Here is a 20,226-nt window from a genome sequence, read left to right as displayed (position 1 = left end):
GGGCAGGCGCGCGGAGGGCGGGCGGACGGGGAGTCTCAGACGGGGCCGGCGCCGCTCGCCGCCGCGAAACTGCGGGCGAGGCCAGCGATCACCTCGCGGAGCTCGGGCGGGTCGACCACCGTGAACGGCAGCCCGAGCCGGCCGAGGTAGACCGCGAGGTCGTGCAGCGTGTTCGAGCCGGTCTCCACGAGGCAGTGCCGGGCGTCGATCGGCGTGACGAGGCCGGCCGGCGGTTCGAGCCGCCGCATGAGCTCCTCCTGCGGGACGTCGAATCGGATCCGCGCCCGCACCGGCCAGCTCGCGGAGCCGATGCCGCGCAGCACATGCGCGGCGGCCCCGCCCTCGGGCGCCTCCCGCGGTGCGAAGCGGCGCGCGGTCGGCGGGCCGGGTTCGATGCGGTCGGCGCGGAAGCTGCGCCAGTCGTCGCGGTCGAGGTCCCAGGCGAGCAGGTACCAGCGGCGGCCGGTGAAGACGAGCCCGTGCGGCTCGACGAGGCGCTCGGATGCCGCGCCGTCGGCGGCCGCGTAGGCGAAGCGGAGCCGTTCGTGGTCGCGCGCGGCGGCGGCGATGGTCTCCAGCACCTGCGCGTCCACGGTCGGGCCCCCGCCCGCCACGGAGACGGTCGCGTCGCGGAGGGCGTCGACCCGGTGACGGAGGCGTGCGGGCAGGGTCTGCTCGAGCTTCGTGAGGGCGCGGAGCGAGGCCTCCTCGATGCCGGTCACGGAGCCCGCCGCCGCGGCGCGGAGGCCGACGGCGACGGCCACGGCCTCCTCGTCGTCGAGGAGGAGCGGTGGCAGCGCGCTCCCGGCTGCGAGCCGGTAGCCGCCGGCGACCCCTGGCGAGGAGTCGACGCGGTAGCCCAGGATGCGGAGGCGCTCGATGTCGTTGCGGACCGTGCGCGTGGTGACGTCGAGCCGCTCGGCGAGTTCGGCGCCCGCCCACTCGCGGCGTGCCTGCAGGAGGGCGAGCAGGCGGAGCATCCGCACCGAGCTTTCGAGCATTTCTGCAGTCTGCCAGGAATTGCGGAATCGGAGGTTCCGCAATTCCGCATAGCGTGCAGCCATGGACCTGAACGAAACCGATTCCGCAGCATCCGCTCCGCTCGCCACCGAGCTCGTGACCGCCGCGACGGTGCCCGACTCCTCGGCCGCACCTCCGCTCCGCGGGCTCAGCACCGTCACCCTCTACGCCGACGACGTGGCTGCCGCGCAGCGCTGGTACACGGAGTTCCTCGGCGTCGAGCCGTACTTCTTCAACCCGCCGCAGCCGGCGCCCCCGATGTACGTGGAGTTCCGGCTCGGTGATCTGCAGCACGAGCTCGGCATCGTCGATCGCCGTTTCGCCCCTGGCGCCGAATCCGCGGCGGCGGGGGCGAGAGCGGCGGCGGGCGCCTCGGCCGCGTCGCCTGCAGCGCCTGCGGCGGCGACGGCGACGGCGCCGGTGGCGGCGGCGCCGGCGCAGCCGATCACGTACTGGCACGTCGATGACGTCGAGGCGGTGCTCGCCCGGCTGCTCGCCCTCGGCGCGACGGTGCACCAGCCGGTCATCGAGCGCGGTCCGGGGTTCGTCACGGCCTCCGTCGTCGACCCGTTCGGCAATGTGCTCGGCATCATGTTCAACCGCCACTACCTCGATGTCGTCGGCGGGGGCGTCGCATGACCACCGGCGCGACGGCCGGCGCCTCCGCGGCTCGACCCGATCTCCTGCACTTCGACGACGCCGCCGAGTGGGAGGCGTGGCTCGAACGGAACGGCGACGCGGGCGAGGCGTGGCTGCGGATCGCGAAGAAGGGGCGGCCCGGGCTCGCCATCTCGGACGCGCTCGACGTCGCGCTCTGCTTCGGTTGGATCGACAGCGTCCGCCGCGGCAACGATGACGGCTCGTTCGCACAGCGCTACTCGCCGCGCCGGGCGGGCAGCCCGTGGTCGCACGTCAACGTCGAGCGGGCCGAGGCGCTCGAGGCGGCGGGCCGCATGCGCCCGGGCGGACTCGCGCAGCTCGCCTCGGCGAGGGCCGACGGCCGGTGGGATGCCGCGTACGTCCGTCAGCGTGACGCGACCGTGCCCGAGGACCTCGCGGCCGCGCTCGCCGCGGCACCGTTCGCCGCGAGCCGCTTCGCCGCGCTCGGCAAGACGCGGCAGTACGCACTCGTGCTGCCGCTGCTGAAGGCGCGGACCGCCGAGGGGCGCGCGGCGCGGCTCGCGAAACTGGTCGCGGAGCTCGGTGACCCGCACAGCGGGGCGGCGGGCTGAGCCTGCGCCCGGAGCCCGCGCCCGGAGCCCGAGCCCGGGGGTCACGCCGCAGGCAGGCTCAGCGCGCCCGGTGCCGGCGAGGCATCCGCCGTCGTGCGCGTCGCAGGGACTCGCGAATCGGCGCGCAACTCGAACCGGGCCCGGCCGCCACGTCTCGGGCGTTGCTCGGGGTCGAGGTGCGGCGGTGGCACGAACCAGACCTCGTGGCGGTCGGCCCTGATGCGCCAGCCCTCGCGATGCACCTGGTGGTGGCAGTGGCTGCAGAGGAGCACGCCGTTGTCGAGGTCGGTTCGCCCTCGATGCCGATGCCACCAGTCGAGGTGATGCGCCTCGACGTAGGCGATGTTGCGGCCGCACGAGGCGCACCCGCCGTCGCGTTCGCCGAGGGCGAGCCGCTGCGCGCGGGAGAAGAGCCGGCGCGAGCGACCGAGATCGAGCGGAAGCGACTCCCCGCCGAGCACCGAGGGAACGAACTCGGCGTCGACCGCGAGGCGCCGCGCGGCGGCCGCGGAGACCGGCCGGTCGAGACCGTCGATCGTCGCCTCGCCGACTCCGCTCAGCAGCGCGTCGAGTTCGAGGCGGACGACGACCGTCGCCTTCGCGCGCGTCGCGGCGGCCTCGCAGCCGAGGACGTGGCGGGCGAGTTCGCTGAGTGCATCGGCTTGGAGCTGCGGGATCGTGCGCCGATCTTCGAGCACCGGGCTGCACGTCGGCGCGCCCCCGCCTGAATCCGCATGGGCATCGCGTCCCAGTGGGGCATCCGTCTCCCCGCCCGATTCCGCGTGGGCGCCGCTCCCCTGCTCGGGCGCCGCGGCGGCGCGGGCCGTGCTTCGTGAGTCGGCATCCGTTGCCCCGCCCGGGCTGCGTCGATGGAGCACCTCGGTGACGATCGCCTCGATCGCGGCCTTCACCGGCGCCGCTGTGATCGGGTCGAGCCGCGCCGTGATGCGGACCATGCCCGAAGGCTCTTCGACGATGGTGAGGCTGCGCTGGGCGTGCATCGCCTCGTCGCGCGGCTCGACGCCGTCGGGGTCGAGCCGCGCCTCGGCGTGCCGCACCGCGCGCAGCACGAGCCCGTGCGGCGCGGCGCTCGCGAAGCGGACGAGTTCGGCCTCGTACGCCTCGGCGCGGCGGAGGCTCGTGCGCGGGGCGATGCGTTCGAGCATGGCGCAGATGGCGTCGGCGGCGTCGAGCGAGACCGCGCCGTTTGCGAGGGCATCGGCCACCGCGGGATGCCGCGCCGGCCGGACCTGGCCGGTGAGGGTCTGGCGGGGACGCGTCGCGGTGCCGACGCGCAGCAGCTTCGCAGCCCCGGCGACTGCGTCGCCCGTCGAAGCGGCGACGAGCGAGGCCGCGGTGCGGTGGCCGTGCCGCTTGGCGAGGCCCTCGGCGCCGAAGCCCGCCTGGGACCGCTCCGCGACCTCGGCCGCGAGCCGGACGAGCGCCACCTCGCTCGCCCGCCGCAGCCGCGCCGCGGCCTGCAGGACGAGCAGCAGCCCCGTGTCGCTCATCGCCGCGGGGACGGTGGCGCCCGCGCCCAGCCCCGATCCGGCACCGAATGCCGGGCCCGCTTCGCCCCACGCAGCCCGAAGCGACGCCAGGTCGGCTTCGAGTGCGTCGAGCGGGTTCGTCATGCTTCCAGCCTGTCATCGATCGCTCGACAACGGTGCTGGAAGTGGCGCTTCATCAGGGGAAAGGCGCGCTGGAAGTGGCGCTATTGCCGCGGGCGGGGGATCCGCGTCCCGGCTCAGGGCCCGAAGTTGGCCGATGGCGCGTGCATGGACTCGATGACGTCCGCTTCGAGCGGGCCGTCGATCGCGACGGCGAAGTTGCGATCACCCTCGTTGGGGGTGCTTTCGATCGGAACGATGCCGATGCGGACCATCCGGTACACGATGCCCGTGGTGCTCGCGTTCGTGGAGTCGCTGATCTCCCCCTCGACCGCGGTGATCGGCCCGCCGACCGCACTGCCGTCGAAGGCCCGCAGCGCGACGCCGTTCGCGTCGGGGCCCGTGATGCGCACCCAGTGCTCGGGAGTGGCGGGAGGCGAGGCGGGGGGCTCGGTGTCGATCAGTCGCAGCCCGCCCCAATCGTGGTAGGTCGACGGGGGAGCCTCCTTGTACCCCTCGAACTCGGTGTCCACCGGCTCCCCGAGGTATGCGGTGAGCCCGTCGACGACCTCGGCCGTCGGCTGGAAGTAGTCGTAGCTCGCGACGACGGCACCGTCGTCGTCGACCACCTCGAGATGTTCGGTGGAGACGACGATGGCGGCCGCCACCGGCGGCTCCGGGCTCGGCGTCGGCGTCACACTCGGCGTCGGGGACGGGCTGCTCGTCGGCGGTGGGGTCGGCGCGGGCGAGGCTGCGCAGGCGGCGAAGGCGGAGAGCACGAGTGCGGCGAGCGCGGTGCGCGCGAGGAATCGGCGGGTCACGGGATGAGTCGAGCACAGGATGCACGATCCGGGCAAGAGGGCGGACACTGAACTCCGATTCGACGGGCCACCGGCCCGTGCGCGCCGCTACGCCTCGACTCCCACCGGCGCGACCCCCGCCCCAGCACCGAGCTCGGCCGCCTTCGCCACGAGCACGTCGAGCACGGTGCGCACCGCGAGCCGCTCGGCGACGTCGGGCCGGACGAGCGCGACGATCTGCCGTGCCGACGGGACCCCGCGCAGCGGCTTCAGCACCAGGTCGGGCGGGAGCGCGCCCGAGGTGTACCGCGGCACGAACGCGACGCCGAAGCCCGCCTGGATGAACGCCTCGACGATGCGCATGTCGCTGAACCGCTGGGCGATCTCGACGCGTCGTCCGCCCTGCTGCTCGATGGCGTGCAGGATGCGCTCGAACGGGAACCCGGGCGGCACCCCGAGCCAGGTCTCCTCCACGAGGTCGCCGGCGGTGAGGTGCGAGCGCGCGGCGAGCCGGTGCGAGGCGGGCAGGCCGATGTCGAGCGGTTCGGTGAGCAGCGGCACGACGCGGAGGCCGCGGCCGCCCCAGGGCAGCACGCCGGGCATGGTGTGGGCGAGCACGATGTCGTAGTCGGCGGTGAGCTCGGCGAACTCGGCGAGCTCCGGGTCGAAGTCGGTCGCCCGCACGACGAGCCCCGGCACCTGCCGGAGCTCGGTCAGCACGGCGGGGAGCATCGTCGCCCCGATGGTCGGGAACGTCAGCAGCGTGACCTCGCCGCTCGGGTCGTTCCGGAACTCGTCCCACACGGCGTCGGCCCGGGCGAGTGCGATGGCGACATCCGCCGCGCTCCTCGCCAGCGCGTGCCCGGCGCTCGTCAGCACGATGCCGCGCCCGCTGCGCTCGGTGAGCGGGGCGCCGGCCTCGCGCTCGAGCACCTTCAACTGCTGTGAGACGGCCGACGGGGTGCGCCCGGTGGCCTCCGCGACCGCGGTCACGCTGCCGCGTTCCGCGAGCTCTCTGAGGAGGTCCAAGCGCCGCACATCCATGTAGCGATGCTACATCCTCAGTGAAGGAGTATCAGATTGTGCTGAACGGTTTTCCGCGGTTCAATTGAGGTGTCGAACACGTGCAACGGCGCCTCCGTCGCTCGACGATCCACTGGTCTTCGTGAAAGGAACCACCGTGTTCGCCATCCTGCTCATCCTCGGCGGCGTATCGCTCGCCGGCCTCGTCGGCTCCGTCGTCGTCGCCTCGCGCGACGGCTACCGTCGCCTGCCGAAGGAGACCTTCGCGCGCACTGTGTAGCGCGAAGCGGGGCATCGCCCCGGAGTCGAGGGCCGCTGCGCGGGGGAGGGACACCCCGCGGGGCGGCTCTCCTCGTTTCTCCGGACTTCCCACGATCGCGGGTCCCCGGCACCGGCGAAGGCGCGGCTGAGCCGCGCAGGTGCGGGCGGATGCCTCGGGCCGAGGATCGCGCGCCCGGGAGCGATCGCGCCAGCAAATGCTCGACTCCGAGCCGCCGACAGCGCTAGCGTGTGCCGCAACGGGTTCGTCGAGATCTGGGGGGACGATGGCGCACGTTGTGGCGACCGGGGCGGGCAAGGCGATGATGGAGCGTCGCAACGATCCGACCCACGAATACATCCTGAAGCTCACGGGGAAGGATCGCCCGCGGGTGCTCTTCGTCGGCACCGCGACCGGTGACGAGCAGGCGTACACGCTGAGCTTCTACAAGACCTACGACTCCGATCGGTGCGCGCCGCACCACCTGACCCTCTTCCATCGCGACCTCGACGACCTCGCGGGCTTCGTCCGGGGCTTCGACGTCATCCACGTCGGCGGCGGCAACACCGCGAACATGCTCGACGTCTGGCACCGCCAGGGGCTCGACGAGATCATGCGCGGGATGTGGGACGACCCGGCCTCGAACGTCGTCTTCACCGGCGGCTCCGCCGGCGGCATCTGCTGGTTCGAAGGCGGCACGACCGACAGCTACGGCCCGACCCTCCAGGTGCTGCCCGAGGGCCTCGGCTTCCTGCACGGCAGCTTCTGCCCCCACTACGACGCGGAGGACCAGCGCCAGCCGCTCTTCCACGACGCGCTGCTGAAGGGCGAGCTCGCCACCGGCTACGCCGTCGGAAACCTGCAGTCGCTGCACTTCGCGCGCTCGGGCGGCGGCGCCCCCGAGTTCGTCACCGCGATCAGCCCCGTCGAGCCGCCGCTTGCGCTCCGCGTCGAGGCCGTCGACGGCGAGATCGTCGAGACGCCGCTGCCCGTGCAGGTGCTCGCCGGCACCGGCCCGATCGTGAAGGGACCGAGCGCATGAACGACAACGTGTGGATCCTGCTCGCCGAGCTCCTGGTCGTCATCCTGGCGATCTACATGGGCACGCGCACGAGCGGCATCGGACTCGGCGTCTGGGGCCTCGTCGGCGTGGCCGTGCTCATCTTCGTGTTCGGCGAGGCGCCGGGCAACGCGCCGGTGGACGCGGTCTTCATCGTCATCACGGTGATCACCGCGGCCTCGGTCATGCAGGCCGCGGGCGGCATCGACTGGATGGTCTCCGTCGCCGCGAAGGCGATCCGGAAACGACCGCGCTCCGTGGTCTTCCTCGCACCCGCGATGTCGTTCCTCTTCACCGTCGGCGCCGGCACCGGCAACATCTTCTACCCGCTGCTGCCCGTGATCTACGACGTCTCGTACCAGCAGAAGATCCGGCCAGAGCGCGCGCTGTCGGTCTCGGCCGTGGCCTCGCAGGTCGGCATCCTCTGCTCGCCGGTCTCCGCGGCGACGGCCTCGATGGTGGTGCTGCTCGCCCCGCAGGGCTTCGACCTCGGCAAGCTCCTGCTCATCATGTGGCCGGCGTCGGTCGTCGGCCTCTTCCTCGCCGCGCTCGTCATGCTGAAGCACGGCAAGGAGCTGGAGGACGACCCGGAGTTCCAGAAGCGCCTCGCCGCGCACCAGGTCGACGCACCGCAGGAGGACGCCCACGACCAGAAGCTGCCGAAGACGGCGGTGCTCTCGGCATCCCTCTTCCTCGCCGGTGTCGCCGTCATCGTCTTCTGCGGCCTCTTCTCCAACCTCCTGCCGGTGATCGGCACGAACGACGCGGGCGACCCGATCCACCTCTCGGTGACCACCGTCATCGAGGTCACGATGGGCGTCATCGCGGCCCTCATCTTCGTGTTCTGCAAGGTGAAGGCGGCCGACGTGCCGAAGCAGTCCACCTTCCCCGCCGGCATCGTCGGTGCCATCGCGCTGTTCGGCATCGCCTGGCTCGCGAACACCTTCGTCGCGGCCAACAACCAGCTCATCGTCGACGGGCTCGGCTCGATGGTCTCGGGCTCCTCGGCCTTCGTCGGGGCGCTGCTCTTCGCGCTCGCGCTGTTCGTCGTCGCGATGCTGACGACGAGCCAGTCCAGCGCGACCAACGCGATCGTGCCGATCGGCCTCACGATCGGCCTGCCGGCGCATCTGATTGCCGGGCTGTGGCCGAGCGCGATGGGCATGTACACGCTGCCGGCGAACGGCAGCCAGGTCGCGACGGTCGCCTTCGACCGCACCGGCACCACGAAGATGGGCAAGTTCGTCTTCGACCACTCCTTCCAGCTGCCGAACCTCGTCTACGTGTTCAGCGCGATCATCGTGGGCGTGGCGATCTCCTTCGTCCTCGGCTGATGACGGCGGCCCGGGCTGCAGCCGACCGGGCGGCGGATCGGATGGACGACCCGCTGCTCGGCCGCTTCCTGCTCGGGCTCGCCGAGGGGATGAACGCGGCGGCCGAGTCCGTCGACCAGATCCGTTCCGACATGACGCGCGTCGCCCGCGCGTACGGGCGCGACGACATCGACTTCGTCGTGCTGCCGACCGTGATCCTCGTGGAGACCGGCTCCGGCGAGGCCGGCCGGGTCGCGATTCGCTCGGTGAACGCCTCGTTCCGCTTCGACCAGATCGCCGCGCTCTACCGGCTCCTGGGTGAGGCGAAGGAGGCGAAGGTCGCGCCGGCCGACGGCATCGACCGCCTGAACGAGATCGGCCGGATGCGGCCCAAGCGCGGCTGGCTCGTCCGCACCCTCGGCCACGCCGTGCTGACGACCGGGCTCGCCCTGCTCCTCACCCCGACGTGGGAGGGGGCGCTCGTCGCCTTCGTCCTCGGCGCCCTCATCGGCGTCGCGAAGCTCGTGCCCTCGCCGACGCTGCAGCTCGTGTTCCCGGTGTTCGCGTCGTTCGTCTGCGGCATCGCGGTGTTCCTGCTCGCGCCGCACTTCCCGCTCGGCGACCCGCTGCGGCTGCTCATCGCCCCGCTCGCGACATTCCTCCCGGGCGGCGTGCTGACCACCGCGGTCATGGAGCTCGCCGCGGGGCAGATGATCGCGGGCGCCTCGCGCCTCGTCATGGGCATGGTGCAGCTCGGGCTCCTCGCCTTCGGCATCCTGGCCGCGGGCACCGTCGTCGGCGTCGCGAACTCGAGCTACCGCCCGCTCGAGTCGACGGAGTCGCTGCCCTGGTGGGTGAGCTGGTTCGCACTCCTGCTCTTCGCGATCGGCAACTACCTGCACTTCTCCGCGCCGGGCTCGACGTTCGCGTGGGTGCTGCTCGCGCTCGTCGTCGCGTACCTCGGCCAGCTCATCGGCACCGCGCTCCTCGGGGCCACGGTCTCCGGCTTCGTGGGTGCGCTCGCGATGACCCCGGTGGTGCTCTGGATCGCCTCGCTCCGCACGGGCGCGCCCGCGCAGCTCACCTTCCTCCCGGCGTACTGGCTGCTGGTGCCGGGGGCCGCCGGACTCGTCGCGCTCACCGAGGCGGTCGGGGCGAACGAGGGATTCGACGACTTCGCCCTCGCGCTCGTCTCGATCATGTCGATCGCGCTCGGCGTGCTGATCGGCACCGCCCTCTACCGGGCGGTCCACCACGGTGCCGAGGAGCTCGCGGCGTTCCACATCGAGAAGCCGATCGCCGCCGTCGCGGGCGAGGCGTCGAGCGTGTGGGGCCGTCTTCGCGAGCGGCTCCGGCTGGGCGCGGGGCGCCGGAAATGATCGGCGCCTCCGCGGACCGGCGCCGAGGCTGAGGGCGTTCCCGGGAGCCGGGCCGTAGAGTATTCGCGTGACTCAGCACGACTCGGACGCCCGCCGCCAGCTCATCGACCACATCTCGCGTGAGGCGGTCTTCCACGGCGACTTCACCCTGACCAGCGGCAAGAAGGCGAGCTACTACGTCGACCTCCGCAAGGTCAGCCTCGACCACCGCGTCGCGCCGCTCATCGGCCATGTCATGCTCGACCTCATCGCCGACGTGCCCGACGTGGCGGCCGTGGGCGGCATGACGATGGGCGCCGACCCGATCGCGAGCGCCATCCTGCACCAGGGCGCCGCGCGCGGCCTCGCCTACGACGCCTTCGTCGTGCGCAAGGAGCCGAAGGACCACGGCCGCGGCCGCCAGATCGAGGGCCCCGAGCTCGAGGGCAAGCGCGTCATCGTGCTCGAGGACACCTCCACCACCGGCGGTTCGCCGCTGAAGGCCGTCGAGGCGCTGCGCAAGGTCGGCGCCGAGGTCGTCGCGGTCGCGGTCGTCGTCGACCGCAACACGGGTGCGCGCGAGGTCATCGAAGCAGCGGGCGTGCCGTACCGCTACGCGATCGGGCTCGATGATCTGGGGCTCGCCTGATGGTCCAGCGCGGCGGGTCCGAGGGCGAGGGGTTCGGCGACGCCGATTGGCTGCTCGGCCAGTTGGGCGAGGGGGAGGCGGATGCCTCGGCCGAGCCCGGCCCGCAGGGTCGACGCCGCCGCGCCGCCGGCGAGCCCGAGCAGCCGGCCGGAACGGACCGGACCGCTGGAGCGGACCGACCGGCTGAAGGGGGCCGGCCCGCTGAGGCCGCCGAGTCCGGTGCGAGGGGCCGCTCGGCCGAGCCCGCGGGGGAACCGCGCGGTGCGGCGCCTGGCGCGCCTGCGACGCATCCCGCCGGAACGCCCGCCGAACCGGTCGGGACGGATGCCTCGGCACCGCGCACGCCCTGGTGGACGAACCGGACGCGCGGTCGCCGTGCGGCCGAGCCGGAGGGCGCCGCGGCCGACGCCGGGGGCACCGGAACGATCCCGGCCGCCTCAGCCTCGGCCGCTGCGAGCGCGGCGGCATCCGCGAGCTCGGATGCCGAGCGCGGGGAGCAGAGCGGTCGTCGCCGGGCCGACTCGTCCGGCGAGGAGTCGCTCGACTGGTTCTCCCTCGCCGCGCAGCCCCCGCAGCAGCTGCCGGGCCCCGACTCGGCCCCCGAACAGTCCGCACCGGGCGCCGGCGCCGGCGGGACCGCGAACGACTCCGCGGCGCCGATGACGACGCCGTCCGTGCCGGTCACCGACGAGCCGCGCAGCGAGCGGGGCGACACCGGCGTGCTCGACGAGTCGCTGCGTCGACGCCGCGACCGCGGTCCCGCCGCCCCGCCGGCCGATCCGATCCTCACCGCCGTGGAGCCGCCGGTCGCGCCGCAGCGCGCCTCGCAGGCGCCCACCGCGCCCCAGGCGCCCGCAGGGACGACGGCCCCGGGCGTGCCGCCCACGGCTGCCGATCCGTGGGCGCCGGCCGCTCCCGCCGCGCCCGCTGCGCCCCAGACGCCCGCAGCGGCGCCGGCCCCGGGTGCGCCGTCTGCCGAGCCGCGGCCTCCGGTCGTGCCGGGTCCCGCGACCCCGACCGCACCCTTCGCCCTGACCTGGGGTGACCCCGCCGCCGCGGCCGTTCCCGGCGACCCCGCAGTTCCCGGCGCTCCGGCGGTTCCCGGTGCTGCGGCCGCTCCCGGTGCGTCGGCGCCAGATGCCGCGCCGGCCGGATCCGACGCGGCCCGCACCGCCGATGCGGCCCGCGCCGCCGAGGCGGCCCGCACCGCCGATGCGGCCGACACCGCCGATGCGGCCCGCACCGCCGATGCGGCCGAGACGGGGGCCTTCGGCGAGCCGCTCGTCCCGCCGCCGGTGTCCGCGGCGGCCGCCTCGGCATCCGCGTCCGCCACCACCGACTTCGACGCCGCGCTCTGGTCCGCCCTCCAGGAGGGCGAGACCGGCGAGGCCCCGACCATCGGGCAGCACGGGACGGGCAGCGCCTCCGACGCCGCCCAGCCGGACTCCCCGGCCGCCTCGCGGACCCCGTTCCCGGCGTTCGCCTCCGGGACGGAGACGCCGGCCGAACCCGCCGCCGACGCCCCGGTCGACGACCTGCTCGCCGGACTCGCGATCGGCGGAGCGACCGCGGGTGGCGCCGCGATCGTCGGCGCCCCCGGTGCCGCCGCGAGCGGGCGCCCCGAGTCCGATCCGCTCGCCGAGTCGTCGGAGCCGGCGGGCCCCGCCGCCGAGGAGCTCGATCCGCTCGGTCTGGGCTTCGGCGACGACGCTCGCGATGGCGCCACCGCACCCGACTCGGCCGCGGCGCACGAAGCCGGTGACCTCGCCGGCGCCGATGACGCGGATGTCGAGCTCGACGCCGAGTCGGCCGACACGGCCGACGAGGACCTCGCCGCATCCGGCTTCGTCTGGGGCCTCGTGCCCGACCCGAACGCGGAGGACCCGCGGGCCGAAGCCGGTCCGCTCGGCACCGTCGCGCTCGCCGCGGCCGCCGCGGGCGACGACGAGGAGCCATCCGCCCTCGAGCCCGAGCCCGTGGACCTGCCGGAGGCGGATTCGGAGGCGGATGCCGATGCCGCCCTCGCCGCCGAGGCCGAAGCCGCAGCAGACGCCGCGGCCGACGCCGACGCGCTCCAGCCCACGGCGTTCCACGACGAGCCGCTCGCAGCGACCCCGGCGGAACCCGAGTTCCCCTTCCTCGACGCGTCGGCGTTGGAGCCGGAGTCGACACCGGGCACGCAGCCGGAGCCCCTCGCGGCGACTGCGCTCGTGCCGACGGTCGCGGCCGGGGCCACGGCCGGGGCCGGGGCCGCTCTTCCGGGCGGTCGCCCGAGCGCCGACGGCTCGGCCACGCACGGCCCGACCACCGGCGGCTCGACCGGCGGCGGCACCGGCGGCGGGCGCGGCGGCTCCCGAGGCGCCGACGGCGGTGCCGTGCGCCGGCGCCGCACGCTGCTCTGGATCGCCGGCGGCCTCGTCGCGGTGCTCGTGCTCGCCGGCCTGTTCTTCCTCGGCACCAAGCTGCCGTTCGGCGGCGCGCCCGCGGCATCCACCCCCGCGACGAGCGAGTCGGCGACGCCGAGCGACACCCCGGCGCCCGCACCGACCGCGGCGCAGCCCGCGGGCGTCCACGCCTGGAACACGCTCTTCGGCGGCGAGTGCCTCGATCCGTTCACCGACGCGTGGGCCGAGGACTACACCGTCGTCGACTGCGCGGCGCCGCACGCCGCCCAGCTCGTGCTCCGCGGCACGCTGTCGGGCGAGGCCGGGGCGGCGTTCCCGGGCGATGCCGAGCTCGCCGCGCAGCTCGGCACGGCCTGCCAGGCCGACGGCGTCCTCGACCAGAACGCGATCGCCGGGCTCACCGATCTGCAGCTCGTCTTCTCGTACCCCGTCGCCGAGCAGTGGGACGCGGGGGAGCGCACCTTCTACTGCTTCGCGAACCGGTCGAGCGGCGAGCCGCTGACGGCGAGCATCGCGGGTGCGACGCCGTCGCAGGTCGCCGCGGGCTGAGCCGGCCCGCGGGCAGGTCCCGCGCCGCGGCCGCGGCCGCAGACGGGGGTCGCTAGAGCTCGGTCTCCTCGGCTTCGCCGACGAGCTCGAAGACGCCCTTCAGCACCTCGTCGGGACGGAACGGGTACTTCTCGATCTCGGCCCGGTCGCTGATGCCGGTGAGCACGAGGACGGTGTGCAGGCCCGCCTCGATGCCCGCGACGATGTCGGTGTCCATGCGGTCGCCGATCATCGCCGTGTTCTCGGAGTGCGCGCCGATCTTGTTCAGCGCCGACCGGAACATCATCGGGTTCGGCTTGCCGACGACGTACGGGTCTTTCCCGGTCGCCTTCGTGATGAGCGCCGCGATCGCGCCCGTCGCGGGCAGCGGGCCCTCGGCGCTCGGCCCGGTCGCGTCGGGGTTCGTCACGATGAAGCGCGCGCCGCGGTCGATGAGGCGGATCGCCTTCGTGATCGCCTCGAAGGAGTAATTGCGGGTCTCGCCGACGACGACGAAGTCGGGATCGGTCTCGGTCATGATGTAGCCGGCGTCGTGCAGCGCCGTGAGGATGCCCGCCTCGCCGACGACGAACGCGGAACCGCCGGGCACCTGCTGCTTCAGGAACTCCGCCGTCGCGAGCGCCGAGGTCCAGATGCGGTCCTCGGGGACGTTCAGTCCGGACGCCCGGAGCCGGGCCGAGAGGTCGCGCGCCGTGAAGATCGAGTTGTTCGTGAGCACCAGGTAGGGCGTGCCGCGGTCCTCCCACTGCTGCAGCAGCTCGGCGGCGCCGGGCAGGGCGTGGTTCTCGTGCACGAGCACGCCGTCCATGTCGGTCAGCCAGCACTCGACTTCGTCGCGTCGTCCCATGCCTCCAGCGTAGGGCTCCGATGTTGCGAACGGATGACGAGGGCGGGATGCCCCGACGACCGACGCGCGGCCGGGGCATCCGGCGGTCTGCGCGACTCAGCCGAGCGCCGCGATGAGCTCCTCGACGAGCTGCACCTCGCTCGGCTCGTCGTCGGCTTCGGGCGTGAAGCCCATCCGCACGACCACGAGGCCCTCCGAGGGCACCACGATGACCTTCTGGCCGTCGTGCCCCGAGGCGTAGTACGTGTCGGCGGGCAGGCCCGGCCAGCGCGGCGAGCCGTCGGTGAGGGTGTTCACCCGCCAGCCCATGCCGTAACCGGGGTCGTCGGTCTGCTCCACGGGGAGCACCTCGAGGCTCTTCGCCATCCAGTCGGCGGGGAGGAGCTGCTCGCCGTTCCACTCGCCGTTCTGCAGGGCGAACTGGCCGAGCACGGCCCAGTCGCGCGGCGTCATCCACAGGTACGAGGAGCAGACGGGGGTGCCGGCGGCATCCGGCTCGAAGACCGCGGAGGAGAGTCCGAGCGGGCCGAGCAGCGTCTGCCGCGGCAGGTCGGCGCCGAGGCCGGTGCGCTCGGCGAGCACCGAGCAGAGCAGCGTCGTGGAGCCGCTCGAGTACTCCTGCACGGTGCCCGGGGCGTGCTCGAGCGGGAGCCCCGCGACGTACGCGCCCATGTCGGCCTCGCCGTAGAGCATCTGCGTGATGGGGGTGCCGAGGTCGTAGGTCTCGTCCCACTCGATGCCGCTCGTCATCCGCAGCAGCTGCTCGATCGTGATGCTCGCGCGCTCGTCGGTCCACTCGGGGCGGAGGTCGGCGTCGTCGAGGGCGACGACCCCCTGCTGCACGAGCACGCCCGTGATGAGATCGGTCGCGCTCTTCGACATCGACCAGCCGAGCTGCGGGGTCGCGGCGTCGAAGCCGTCGGCGTAGCGCTCGCCCACGAGCTCGCCGTCCTTCAGCACGACGACGGCCCGGGTGCCGAGGGCGGCCGCCTGCTCGGCGGGCGCCCCGTCGGCGAAGGCGGCGGCGATGGCCGCGTCGACCGCGGGGTCGGCCGCGGGCGCGGCGGCGTCCGCGAGCGGATTGCCGGCGTCGTCGATCGCGGTCGCGGTGCCGAGCTCGGGGCGCTCGCCGGCGAGGGTGCAGCCGAAGCCCGCCGTGTACCAGGCGCGCTGCTTCGCGAGCACGCCGAGCAGGGAACCGGTGGTCTCGCCGGGCTCGTCGGCCCCGAAGCGCAGGTACGGCACGAGCGGGTTCGGCGGGAGGTCGCGCTCGGGGTCGTCGCGCCCGGCGACCTCGGTCACGGCGCACGCGTTGTGCGCGGCGTAGCCGGTGCCGGTGAGGAGCATCGGGCGCTGCCACCAGTACACCGCGGTGCCCGCGGCGACGACGACGGCCACCACGATGGCGAGGGCGATGAGCGTTCGACGGAGAATGCGCACCGCCGGATGCTATCAGGCGCGTGCCGGTCGGCTCGGCGTCAGGCGGTGAGCCAGATCTCGGCGGCCGCGGCGCCCGGCAGCTCGAACGCCGGCGCCGGGGCATCCGCCGGGCCGGTGGTGAGGCGGACGCGCTCGCCGTCGCCGAGGCTCACGAGCACCTCCACGCCGGGGGCGATGCCCGCCCCCTCGAGCTCGCGGAGCACCGCGGGGTCGCGGTCGCTGATGCGGAGGATGCGGCCGCGGTGGCCCTCCGGGGTCTCGTCGAGGCGGAGGAACGGCTCGGCCGGAACGGTGCCGTCGGCCGCGGGGATCGCGTCGCCGTGGGGGTCGCGGGCGGGACGCCCGAGCCGGGCGTCGATGACGTCGAGGAGGCGGTCGGACACCGCGTGCTCGAGCACCTCGGCCTCGTCGTGCACCTCGTCCCAGCCGTAGCCCATCTCCTGCACGAGCCAGGTCTCGATCAGGCGGTGCCGGCGGACGACGGCGAGGGCGCGCTCGCGGCCGGCGTCGGTGAGGCGCAGCGGGCCGTACGGCACGTGCGCGACGAGGCCCGCGGCGGCCATCTTCTTCACCATCTCGGTGACGCTCGAAGGCGCGACGCCGAGCTTGCCGGCGAGCACCGACGGCGTGATGGGGTCGGGCTGCCACTCGGTGTGCGCGTACACCGTCTTCAGGTAGTCCTCGATCGCGGGATTCTTGCTGGCCGGCATCGGGCCCAGACTACCGGGCCCGGTGCGGGCGGTGTGCTCGGGCGGCGTGCTGGGGTGGCGTGCTGCCGTTGCCTCGATCGCGCCACTTCGGCGTTGTTGCGCCAGCAGAGGTGGCGCGACGCGGCGGAAGTGGCGCGCGTGCTCGGCGGAGGGAGCGGATGCCCGCGGAACCGTCTCGACCGGTTACACGCGAGCCAGTGCGTCGATGTCCTCGAGGAAGGCCTCGGCGGTCTCGGCCGACACCGTGGTGCGGGTGCTGCCGATCGCGTCGAGGTAGTCCGCGGTGCTCGGGCCGGCGGGGCCGGCCGGGCGCCCCGAGGCATCCGCCGTCCCGGAGGCATCCGAGCGCGCCGCATCCGCCGCCCCGTTCCGCACCGCCGCCTCGAAGGCGCGCTGCGAGGCGCTGCGCGCGGCGAACTCGATGTCGGCCGGCGAGAACCCCGCCGTCCGCTCGACGAGGAGCGCCAGATCGACCTCGCGCGCCACCTGCTCCGGCACGTAGCGTTCCCAGATCGCGAGCCGCGCGGCGTCGTCGGGCAGGCCGATCGGGATGACGTAGTCGAACCGTCCGTGCCGGAGGAACGCGCTGTCGAGGGCGCGGATGAAGTTCGTCGCGCACACGAGGAGCCGGCCGGGCTGCTCGCGGAACGCCGGGATGATCTTCAGCAGCTCGTTCGTCACGCCCTGCAGCGGCGACGGCGGCTCGCCCGAGCGCTGCGCGGCGATCTCCTCGACCTCGTCGATGAAGACCACGGCGTGCTCGAGCTCGGCGATCTTCGTGAAGGTCTCGCGCAGCGCGCCCGCGAGCCCGCGCGGGTCGGCGGCGAGCCGCGAGGGGAACACCTCGACGAACGACCACTCGAGCCGCGAGGCGATCGCCTTCGCGAAGGTCGTCTTGCCGGTGCCGGGCGGCCCGAACAGCACGACCGCCCGCGGCGGCACCACGCCGTAGCGCTCGGCGAGGTCGGGTTCGGCGAGGGGGAGCACGAGGCGCTGCTCGAGGATCTCCTTCTCCCGCCGCATCCCCGCCACCGACTCCCACAGCGTGCGCGGCAGCAGGCGGCCACCGAGCTCGGCGAGCGAGGTCAGCTCCTGCCGCTGCACCGGGATGCGGCGCTCGAAGTAGCGCAGCTGGTGCTTCGGTTCGAAGCCCTGGTTCGCGAAGGCGTCGACCCGGCTCTCGTTCTCGGGGATGAGCGCCGACAGCTTCGTGAGCCCGTGCGGGGCCATCCGCTTCTCGAGCGCCGCGAGCATCGCGGAGCCGATGCCGCGTCCGCGCCAGTCGTCGTCGATGCCGAAGAACACGACCCAGCCCTGGTCGTGGGCGGCCCGGCCGACGACGGCGCCGACGAGCTGCTCGCCGTGCACCGCGACGATCGCGTGGTCCTTCTGGCAGGAGGCGACGACCTCGCTGAGGTCGTAGACGGGCTCGTGGGCCGAGCGGCGCTGCGCCTCCCAGAGGTGCAGGATGCCGTCGAGGTCGTCGCTGTGGAACTCGCGCACGCGCCAGCCGGTCATGGGGTCCTCCTCCGTGGGCGGGGCCGGGATCCGGCTCCGAGGTTCCAGCAGCGTAGGCGACGGCGGGGCGCCCGCGGCCCGTGTGACGGGCCGCGGGGATGAAACTCTGCCGACTGTTGCCGTGGCCGAAACTTCGGCGGCAGTTCTGCGCGGGCGCGGCGGGCGGGGCGGGCGGGGTGGCCGGGCTGCCGGGGCCGGCTGGGCGTGCTGGGCCGGCCTACGCCCCGGTGAACACCAGCCAGAGCAGCAGGCCGTTCAGGGCGATGAGGAACACGGATGCCGCAACGCCCGTCGCCGTCGTCGCCCAGTGGTTGCGCCAGCGGCCGAGCACCCCGGCCTTGGCGGTGAGCGCCACGAGCGGCACGAGCGCGAAGGGGATGCCGAACGACAGGACGACCTGGCTGATCACCAGCGAGAGCGTCGGGTCGAGCCCGAGCCCGAGCACGACGAGCGCCGGCAGCAGCGACACCAGCCGGCGCAGCACGAGCGGCACCCGCACGTGCAGCAGCCCGTGCATGATCTCGGCGCCGGCGTACGCGCCGACGGAGGTCGAGGCGAGTCCGGAGGCGAGCAGGCCGATGGCGAAGAGCGTCGCGATGACCGGTCCGAGCGCGGCTCCGAGCGCCGCGTACGCGCCCTCGAGGCTGTCGGTGCCGTCGATCCCGGCGAGGTTCACCGCCGCGAGCAGCAGGATGCAGAGGTTCACGGTGCCCGCGATCGCCATCGCGACGGTGACGTCGATGCGGGTCGCCCGCAGCAGCACGCCCGCCGGGAGCGCGGTCGCCTCGCCGGGGGCGACGGTGCGGGACTCGGCCGCGGCGTCGGCGGAGACGACCCGGCGCCAGCCGCGCGTCCGCTCCGGGGTGCGCGGTTCGGCGGGGGTGCGCGGCGTCGCGAAGCGGTCGCGGCTGAGGGCGGAGTGGGCGTAGATGGCGTGCGGCATGATCGTCGCGCCGAGGATGGATGCCGCGAGCAGCACCGAGCCCGTGTCCGCGAAGCGCGGGACGAGGCCCGCGAAGAGCCCGCCCGGGTCCGGCGGGGCGATGAGCACCCCGACGCTGAAGCCGATCGAGATGATGAGCAGCAGCCCGATGATCACGAACTCGAAGGTGCGCGGGCCCCGCCGGGACTGGATCATGAGCAGCCCGATCGAGACCGCCCCCGTGATGACGCCGCCCCAGATCAGCGGGATGCCGAACAGGAGGTTCAGCGCGACCGCGCCGCCGATGATCTCGGCGAGGTCGGTCGCCATCGCGACGAGCTCGGCCTGCAGCCAGTAGGCCCGGCGGCCCCAGCGGTTGCGGATGCGCTCGCCGAGGACCTCCGGCAGGCTCCGGCCGGTGACGATGCCGAGCTTCGCCGAGAGGTACTGGATGAGCCAGGCCATCAGGTTGCCGAGCACCACCACCCAGACGAGCAGGTAGCCGTACTGGGCGCCGGCGGTCATGTTGCTCGCGACGTTGCCCGGGTCGAGGTAGGCGACACCCGCGACGAGGGCGGGCCCGATCAGCCAGGCGGCGCGGGGGACCGAGCCGCGCCGCTTCGGACGACGGCCGCGCGGCCCGGCGGCGTCGGCGGTTGCCTCGTCGAGGCGGTCTGCGGCGGGCGCGAGCTGATCGGCGGGAGATTTCGGCATACCGAAAAGTTAGCAGAATTTAGGCGCACCGAAAAGTGCTGGGCGGCGGGCCCGAGTACCGTGGCAGCGATGAACGACGCAGCGCCGGAGGAGCCCGACACGGGGCCGCGCCCCGCCGCGTCCGACGAGCCGGCGGAGGCCGAGCTCCCGCTCCATGGCGTCGGCCCCTGGCCCGGCGGACGCGATGCCTGGCCGAGCGAGCCGCACTACGACCCGGAGCTGCTCGAGCACGGCGACCGTCGCAACGTCGTCGACCGCTACCGCTACTGGCGGCTCGAGGCGATCGTCGCGGATCTCGACGAGCGCCGGCACGGCTTCCACGTCGCGATCGAGAACTGGCAGCACGACCTGAACATCGGCTCGATCGTGCGCACCGCGAACGCCTTCGCCGCGGACACGGTGCACATCATCGGCCGCCGTCGCTGGAACAAGCGCGGCGCGATGGTCACCGACCGCTACCAGCACCTCGAGCATCACGAGGACGTCGCGGGCTTCGCCGCGTGGGCGCACGAGGCATCCCTCCCGATCATCGCCGTCGACAACGTGCCCGGCGCCGTGCCGGTCGAGGCCTTCGGCTGGCCCGAGCGCTGCGTGCTGCTCTTCGGGCAGGAGGGGCCGGGCCTCTCGGCCGAGGCGCAGGAGGTCGCCGACGCCGTCGTCGAGATCACCCAGTACGGCTCGACCCGCTCGCTGAACGCGGCCGCCGCCGCGGCCATCACGATGCACTCCTGGATCCTCCGGCACGCGGAGCCCGGCGCGCGCGGCTGATCGCCCGTGCCTGAGCGGGGCCAGGCCGG

The 20,226-nt window shown here is 73.9% G+C and carries 18 protein-coding genes; 9 read left to right on the top strand and 9 right to left on the bottom strand.

The window, feature by feature from the left end:
- Positions 1-35: 35 nt before the first annotated feature.
- Positions 36-1,001, bottom strand: a complete 966-nt coding sequence (locus ROT00_RS15340) for a helix-turn-helix transcriptional regulator (RefSeq protein ID WP_404775900.1) — start codon at positions 999-1,001, stop codon at positions 36-38.
- Between the two features lie 61 nt (positions 1,002-1,062).
- Between ROT00_RS15340 and ROT00_RS15335 the strand changes: the two genes are divergently transcribed.
- Together ROT00_RS15335 and ROT00_RS15330 are read left to right on the top strand one after the other, a co-directional pair.
- Positions 1,063-1,659, top strand: coding sequence for a VOC family protein (locus ROT00_RS15335; protein WP_404775899.1), 597 nt, complete (start codon positions 1,063-1,065; stop codon positions 1,657-1,659).
- On the top strand, positions 1,656-2,252 hold the full coding sequence (locus tag ROT00_RS15330; RefSeq protein WP_404775898.1) for a YdeI/OmpD-associated family protein: 597 nt from the start codon (positions 1,656-1,658) through the stop codon (positions 2,250-2,252). The genes ROT00_RS15335 and ROT00_RS15330 overlap by 4 nt, the downstream gene beginning before the upstream one ends.
- Positions 2,253-2,293: 41 nt before the next feature.
- Here the strand turns inward: ROT00_RS15330 and ROT00_RS15325 are convergent, their stop codons facing one another.
- The 3 genes from ROT00_RS15325 to ROT00_RS15315 form a co-directional block, all read right to left on the bottom strand.
- Entirely contained in the window at positions 2,294-3,886 is a 1,593-nt protein-coding gene (locus tag ROT00_RS15325) for an HNH endonuclease (RefSeq protein WP_404775897.1), read from the bottom strand.
- A 113-nt stretch (positions 3,887-3,999) separates the two neighbouring features.
- Positions 4,000-4,683 carry a hypothetical protein gene (locus ROT00_RS15320; protein WP_404775896.1) on the bottom strand — a complete coding sequence of 228 codons (684 nt, stop codon included), beginning with the start codon at positions 4,681-4,683 and terminating at the stop codon, positions 4,000-4,002.
- 87 nt (positions 4,684-4,770) lie between these two features.
- Positions 4,771-5,706: a LysR family transcriptional regulator gene (locus tag ROT00_RS15315; RefSeq protein WP_404775895.1), complete on the bottom strand. Its 936-nt coding sequence runs from the start codon at positions 5,704-5,706 to the stop codon at positions 4,771-4,773.
- A 121-nt stretch (positions 5,707-5,827) separates the two neighbouring features.
- On the opposite strand from ROT00_RS15315, the gene ROT00_RS15310 reads away from it, so the two are divergent.
- The 6 genes from ROT00_RS15310 to ROT00_RS15285 all read left to right on the top strand — a co-directional run bounded on the left by ROT00_RS15310 (position 5,828) and on the right by ROT00_RS15285 (position 13,278).
- Positions 5,828-5,965 carry a hypothetical protein gene (locus ROT00_RS15310; RefSeq protein WP_243570243.1) on the top strand — a complete coding sequence of 46 codons (138 nt, stop codon included), beginning with the start codon at positions 5,828-5,830 and terminating at the stop codon, positions 5,963-5,965.
- Between the two features lie 265 nt (positions 5,966-6,230).
- The gene (locus ROT00_RS15305; RefSeq protein ID WP_404775894.1) at positions 6,231-6,986 is read left to right on the top strand and encodes a Type 1 glutamine amidotransferase-like domain-containing protein; all 756 of its coding nucleotides are present in this window, start codon (positions 6,231-6,233) and stop codon (positions 6,984-6,986) included.
- A complete protein-coding gene (locus ROT00_RS15300) occupies positions 6,983-8,338 on the top strand; it encodes an anaerobic C4-dicarboxylate transporter family protein (RefSeq protein ID WP_404775893.1) in 1,356 nt (451 codons plus the stop codon). Before ROT00_RS15305 ends, ROT00_RS15300 begins: the two co-directional genes overlap by 4 nt.
- Before the next feature lie 41 nt (positions 8,339-8,379).
- The gene (locus ROT00_RS15295) at positions 8,380-9,696 is read left to right on the top strand and encodes a threonine/serine exporter family protein (RefSeq protein ID WP_404775892.1); all 1,317 of its coding nucleotides are present in this window, start codon (positions 8,380-8,382) and stop codon (positions 9,694-9,696) included.
- A 67-nt stretch (positions 9,697-9,763) separates the two neighbouring features.
- Entirely contained in the window at positions 9,764-10,324 is a 561-nt protein-coding gene (gene pyrE / locus ROT00_RS15290; RefSeq protein WP_404775891.1) for an orotate phosphoribosyltransferase, read from the top strand.
- On the top strand, positions 10,324-13,278 hold the full coding sequence (locus ROT00_RS15285; RefSeq protein WP_404775890.1) for a septum formation family protein: 2,955 nt from the start codon (positions 10,324-10,326) through the stop codon (positions 13,276-13,278). The genes pyrE and ROT00_RS15285 overlap by 1 nt, the downstream gene beginning before the upstream one ends.
- Before the next feature lie 52 nt (positions 13,279-13,330).
- On the opposite strand, the gene ROT00_RS15280 is transcribed toward ROT00_RS15285, so the two are convergent.
- The 5 genes from ROT00_RS15280 to ROT00_RS15260 form a co-directional block, all read right to left on the bottom strand.
- Positions 13,331-14,125 carry an HAD-IIA family hydrolase gene (locus tag ROT00_RS15280; RefSeq protein ID WP_404775889.1) on the bottom strand — a complete coding sequence of 265 codons (795 nt, stop codon included), beginning with the start codon at positions 14,123-14,125 and terminating at the stop codon, positions 13,331-13,333.
- Positions 14,126-14,221: 96 nt separating this feature from the next.
- Positions 14,222-15,565, bottom strand: a complete 1,344-nt coding sequence (locus ROT00_RS15275; protein ID WP_404775888.1) for a serine hydrolase domain-containing protein — start codon at positions 15,563-15,565, stop codon at positions 14,222-14,224.
- 38 nt (positions 15,566-15,603) lie between these two features.
- Positions 15,604-16,275, bottom strand: coding sequence for a metal-dependent transcriptional regulator (locus ROT00_RS15270; protein WP_404775887.1), 672 nt, complete (start codon positions 16,273-16,275; stop codon positions 15,604-15,606).
- A gap of 183 nt (positions 16,276-16,458) precedes the next feature.
- A complete protein-coding gene (locus tag ROT00_RS15265) occupies positions 16,459-17,793 on the bottom strand; it encodes an ATP-binding protein (RefSeq protein WP_404775886.1) in 1,335 nt (444 codons plus the stop codon).
- Between the two features lie 217 nt (positions 17,794-18,010).
- Positions 18,011-19,429 carry an Nramp family divalent metal transporter gene (locus ROT00_RS15260; RefSeq protein ID WP_404775885.1) on the bottom strand — a complete coding sequence of 473 codons (1,419 nt, stop codon included), beginning with the start codon at positions 19,427-19,429 and terminating at the stop codon, positions 18,011-18,013.
- A 69-nt stretch (positions 19,430-19,498) separates the two neighbouring features.
- Between ROT00_RS15260 and ROT00_RS15255 the strand changes: the two genes are divergently transcribed.
- Positions 19,499-20,197, top strand: a complete 699-nt coding sequence (locus ROT00_RS15255) for a TrmH family RNA methyltransferase (protein ID WP_404775884.1) — start codon at positions 19,499-19,501, stop codon at positions 20,195-20,197.
- Positions 20,198-20,226 lie beyond the last annotated feature (29 nt).

It is taken from the genome of Agromyces mediolanus, assembly GCF_044917495.1.
In the GTDB taxonomy this organism is placed as follows: domain Bacteria; phylum Actinomycetota; class Actinomycetes; order Actinomycetales; family Microbacteriaceae; genus Agromyces; species Agromyces mediolanus_B.
The sequence above is the reverse complement of the archived record's forward strand: the minus strand, read 5'-3'. Positions and strand labels throughout refer to the sequence as shown.

What these genes read in the sequence shown, in the direction of transcription:
- ROT00_RS15340 (WP_404775900.1), bottom strand. Translation starts at nt 1,001, where the DNA reads ATGCTCGAAAGCTCGGTGCGGATGCTCCGCCTGCTCGCCCTCCTGCAG.
- ROT00_RS15335 (WP_404775899.1), top strand. Translation starts at nt 1,063, where the DNA reads ATGGACCTGAACGAAACCGATTCCGCAGCATCCGCTCCGCTCGCCACC.
- ROT00_RS15330 (WP_404775898.1), top strand. Translation starts at nt 1,656, where the DNA reads ATGACCACCGGCGCGACGGCCGGCGCCTCCGCGGCTCGACCCGATCTC.
- ROT00_RS15325 (WP_404775897.1), bottom strand. Translation starts at nt 3,886, where the DNA reads ATGACGAACCCGCTCGACGCACTCGAAGCCGACCTGGCGTCGCTTCGG.
- ROT00_RS15315 (WP_404775895.1), bottom strand. Translation starts at nt 5,706, where the DNA reads ATGGATGTGCGGCGCTTGGACCTCCTCAGAGAGCTCGCGGAACGCGGC.
- ROT00_RS15305 (WP_404775894.1), top strand. Translation starts at nt 6,231, where the DNA reads ATGGCGCACGTTGTGGCGACCGGGGCGGGCAAGGCGATGATGGAGCGT.
- ROT00_RS15300 (WP_404775893.1), top strand. Translation starts at nt 6,983, where the DNA reads ATGAACGACAACGTGTGGATCCTGCTCGCCGAGCTCCTGGTCGTCATC.
- ROT00_RS15295 (WP_404775892.1), top strand. Translation starts at nt 8,380, where the DNA reads ATGGACGACCCGCTGCTCGGCCGCTTCCTGCTCGGGCTCGCCGAGGGG.
- ROT00_RS15285 (WP_404775890.1), top strand. Translation starts at nt 10,324, where the DNA reads ATGGTCCAGCGCGGCGGGTCCGAGGGCGAGGGGTTCGGCGACGCCGAT.
- ROT00_RS15280 (WP_404775889.1), bottom strand. Translation starts at nt 14,125, where the DNA reads ATGGGACGACGCGACGAAGTCGAGTGCTGGCTGACCGACATGGACGGC.
- ROT00_RS15270 (WP_404775887.1), bottom strand. Translation starts at nt 16,275, where the DNA reads ATGCCGGCCAGCAAGAATCCCGCGATCGAGGACTACCTGAAGACGGTG.
- ROT00_RS15265 (WP_404775886.1), bottom strand. Translation starts at nt 17,793, where the DNA reads ATGACCGGCTGGCGCGTGCGCGAGTTCCACAGCGACGACCTCGACGGC.
- ROT00_RS15260 (WP_404775885.1), bottom strand. Translation starts at nt 19,429, where the DNA reads ATGCCGAAATCTCCCGCCGATCAGCTCGCGCCCGCCGCAGACCGCCTC.
- ROT00_RS15255 (WP_404775884.1), top strand. Translation starts at nt 19,499, where the DNA reads ATGAACGACGCAGCGCCGGAGGAGCCCGACACGGGGCCGCGCCCCGCC.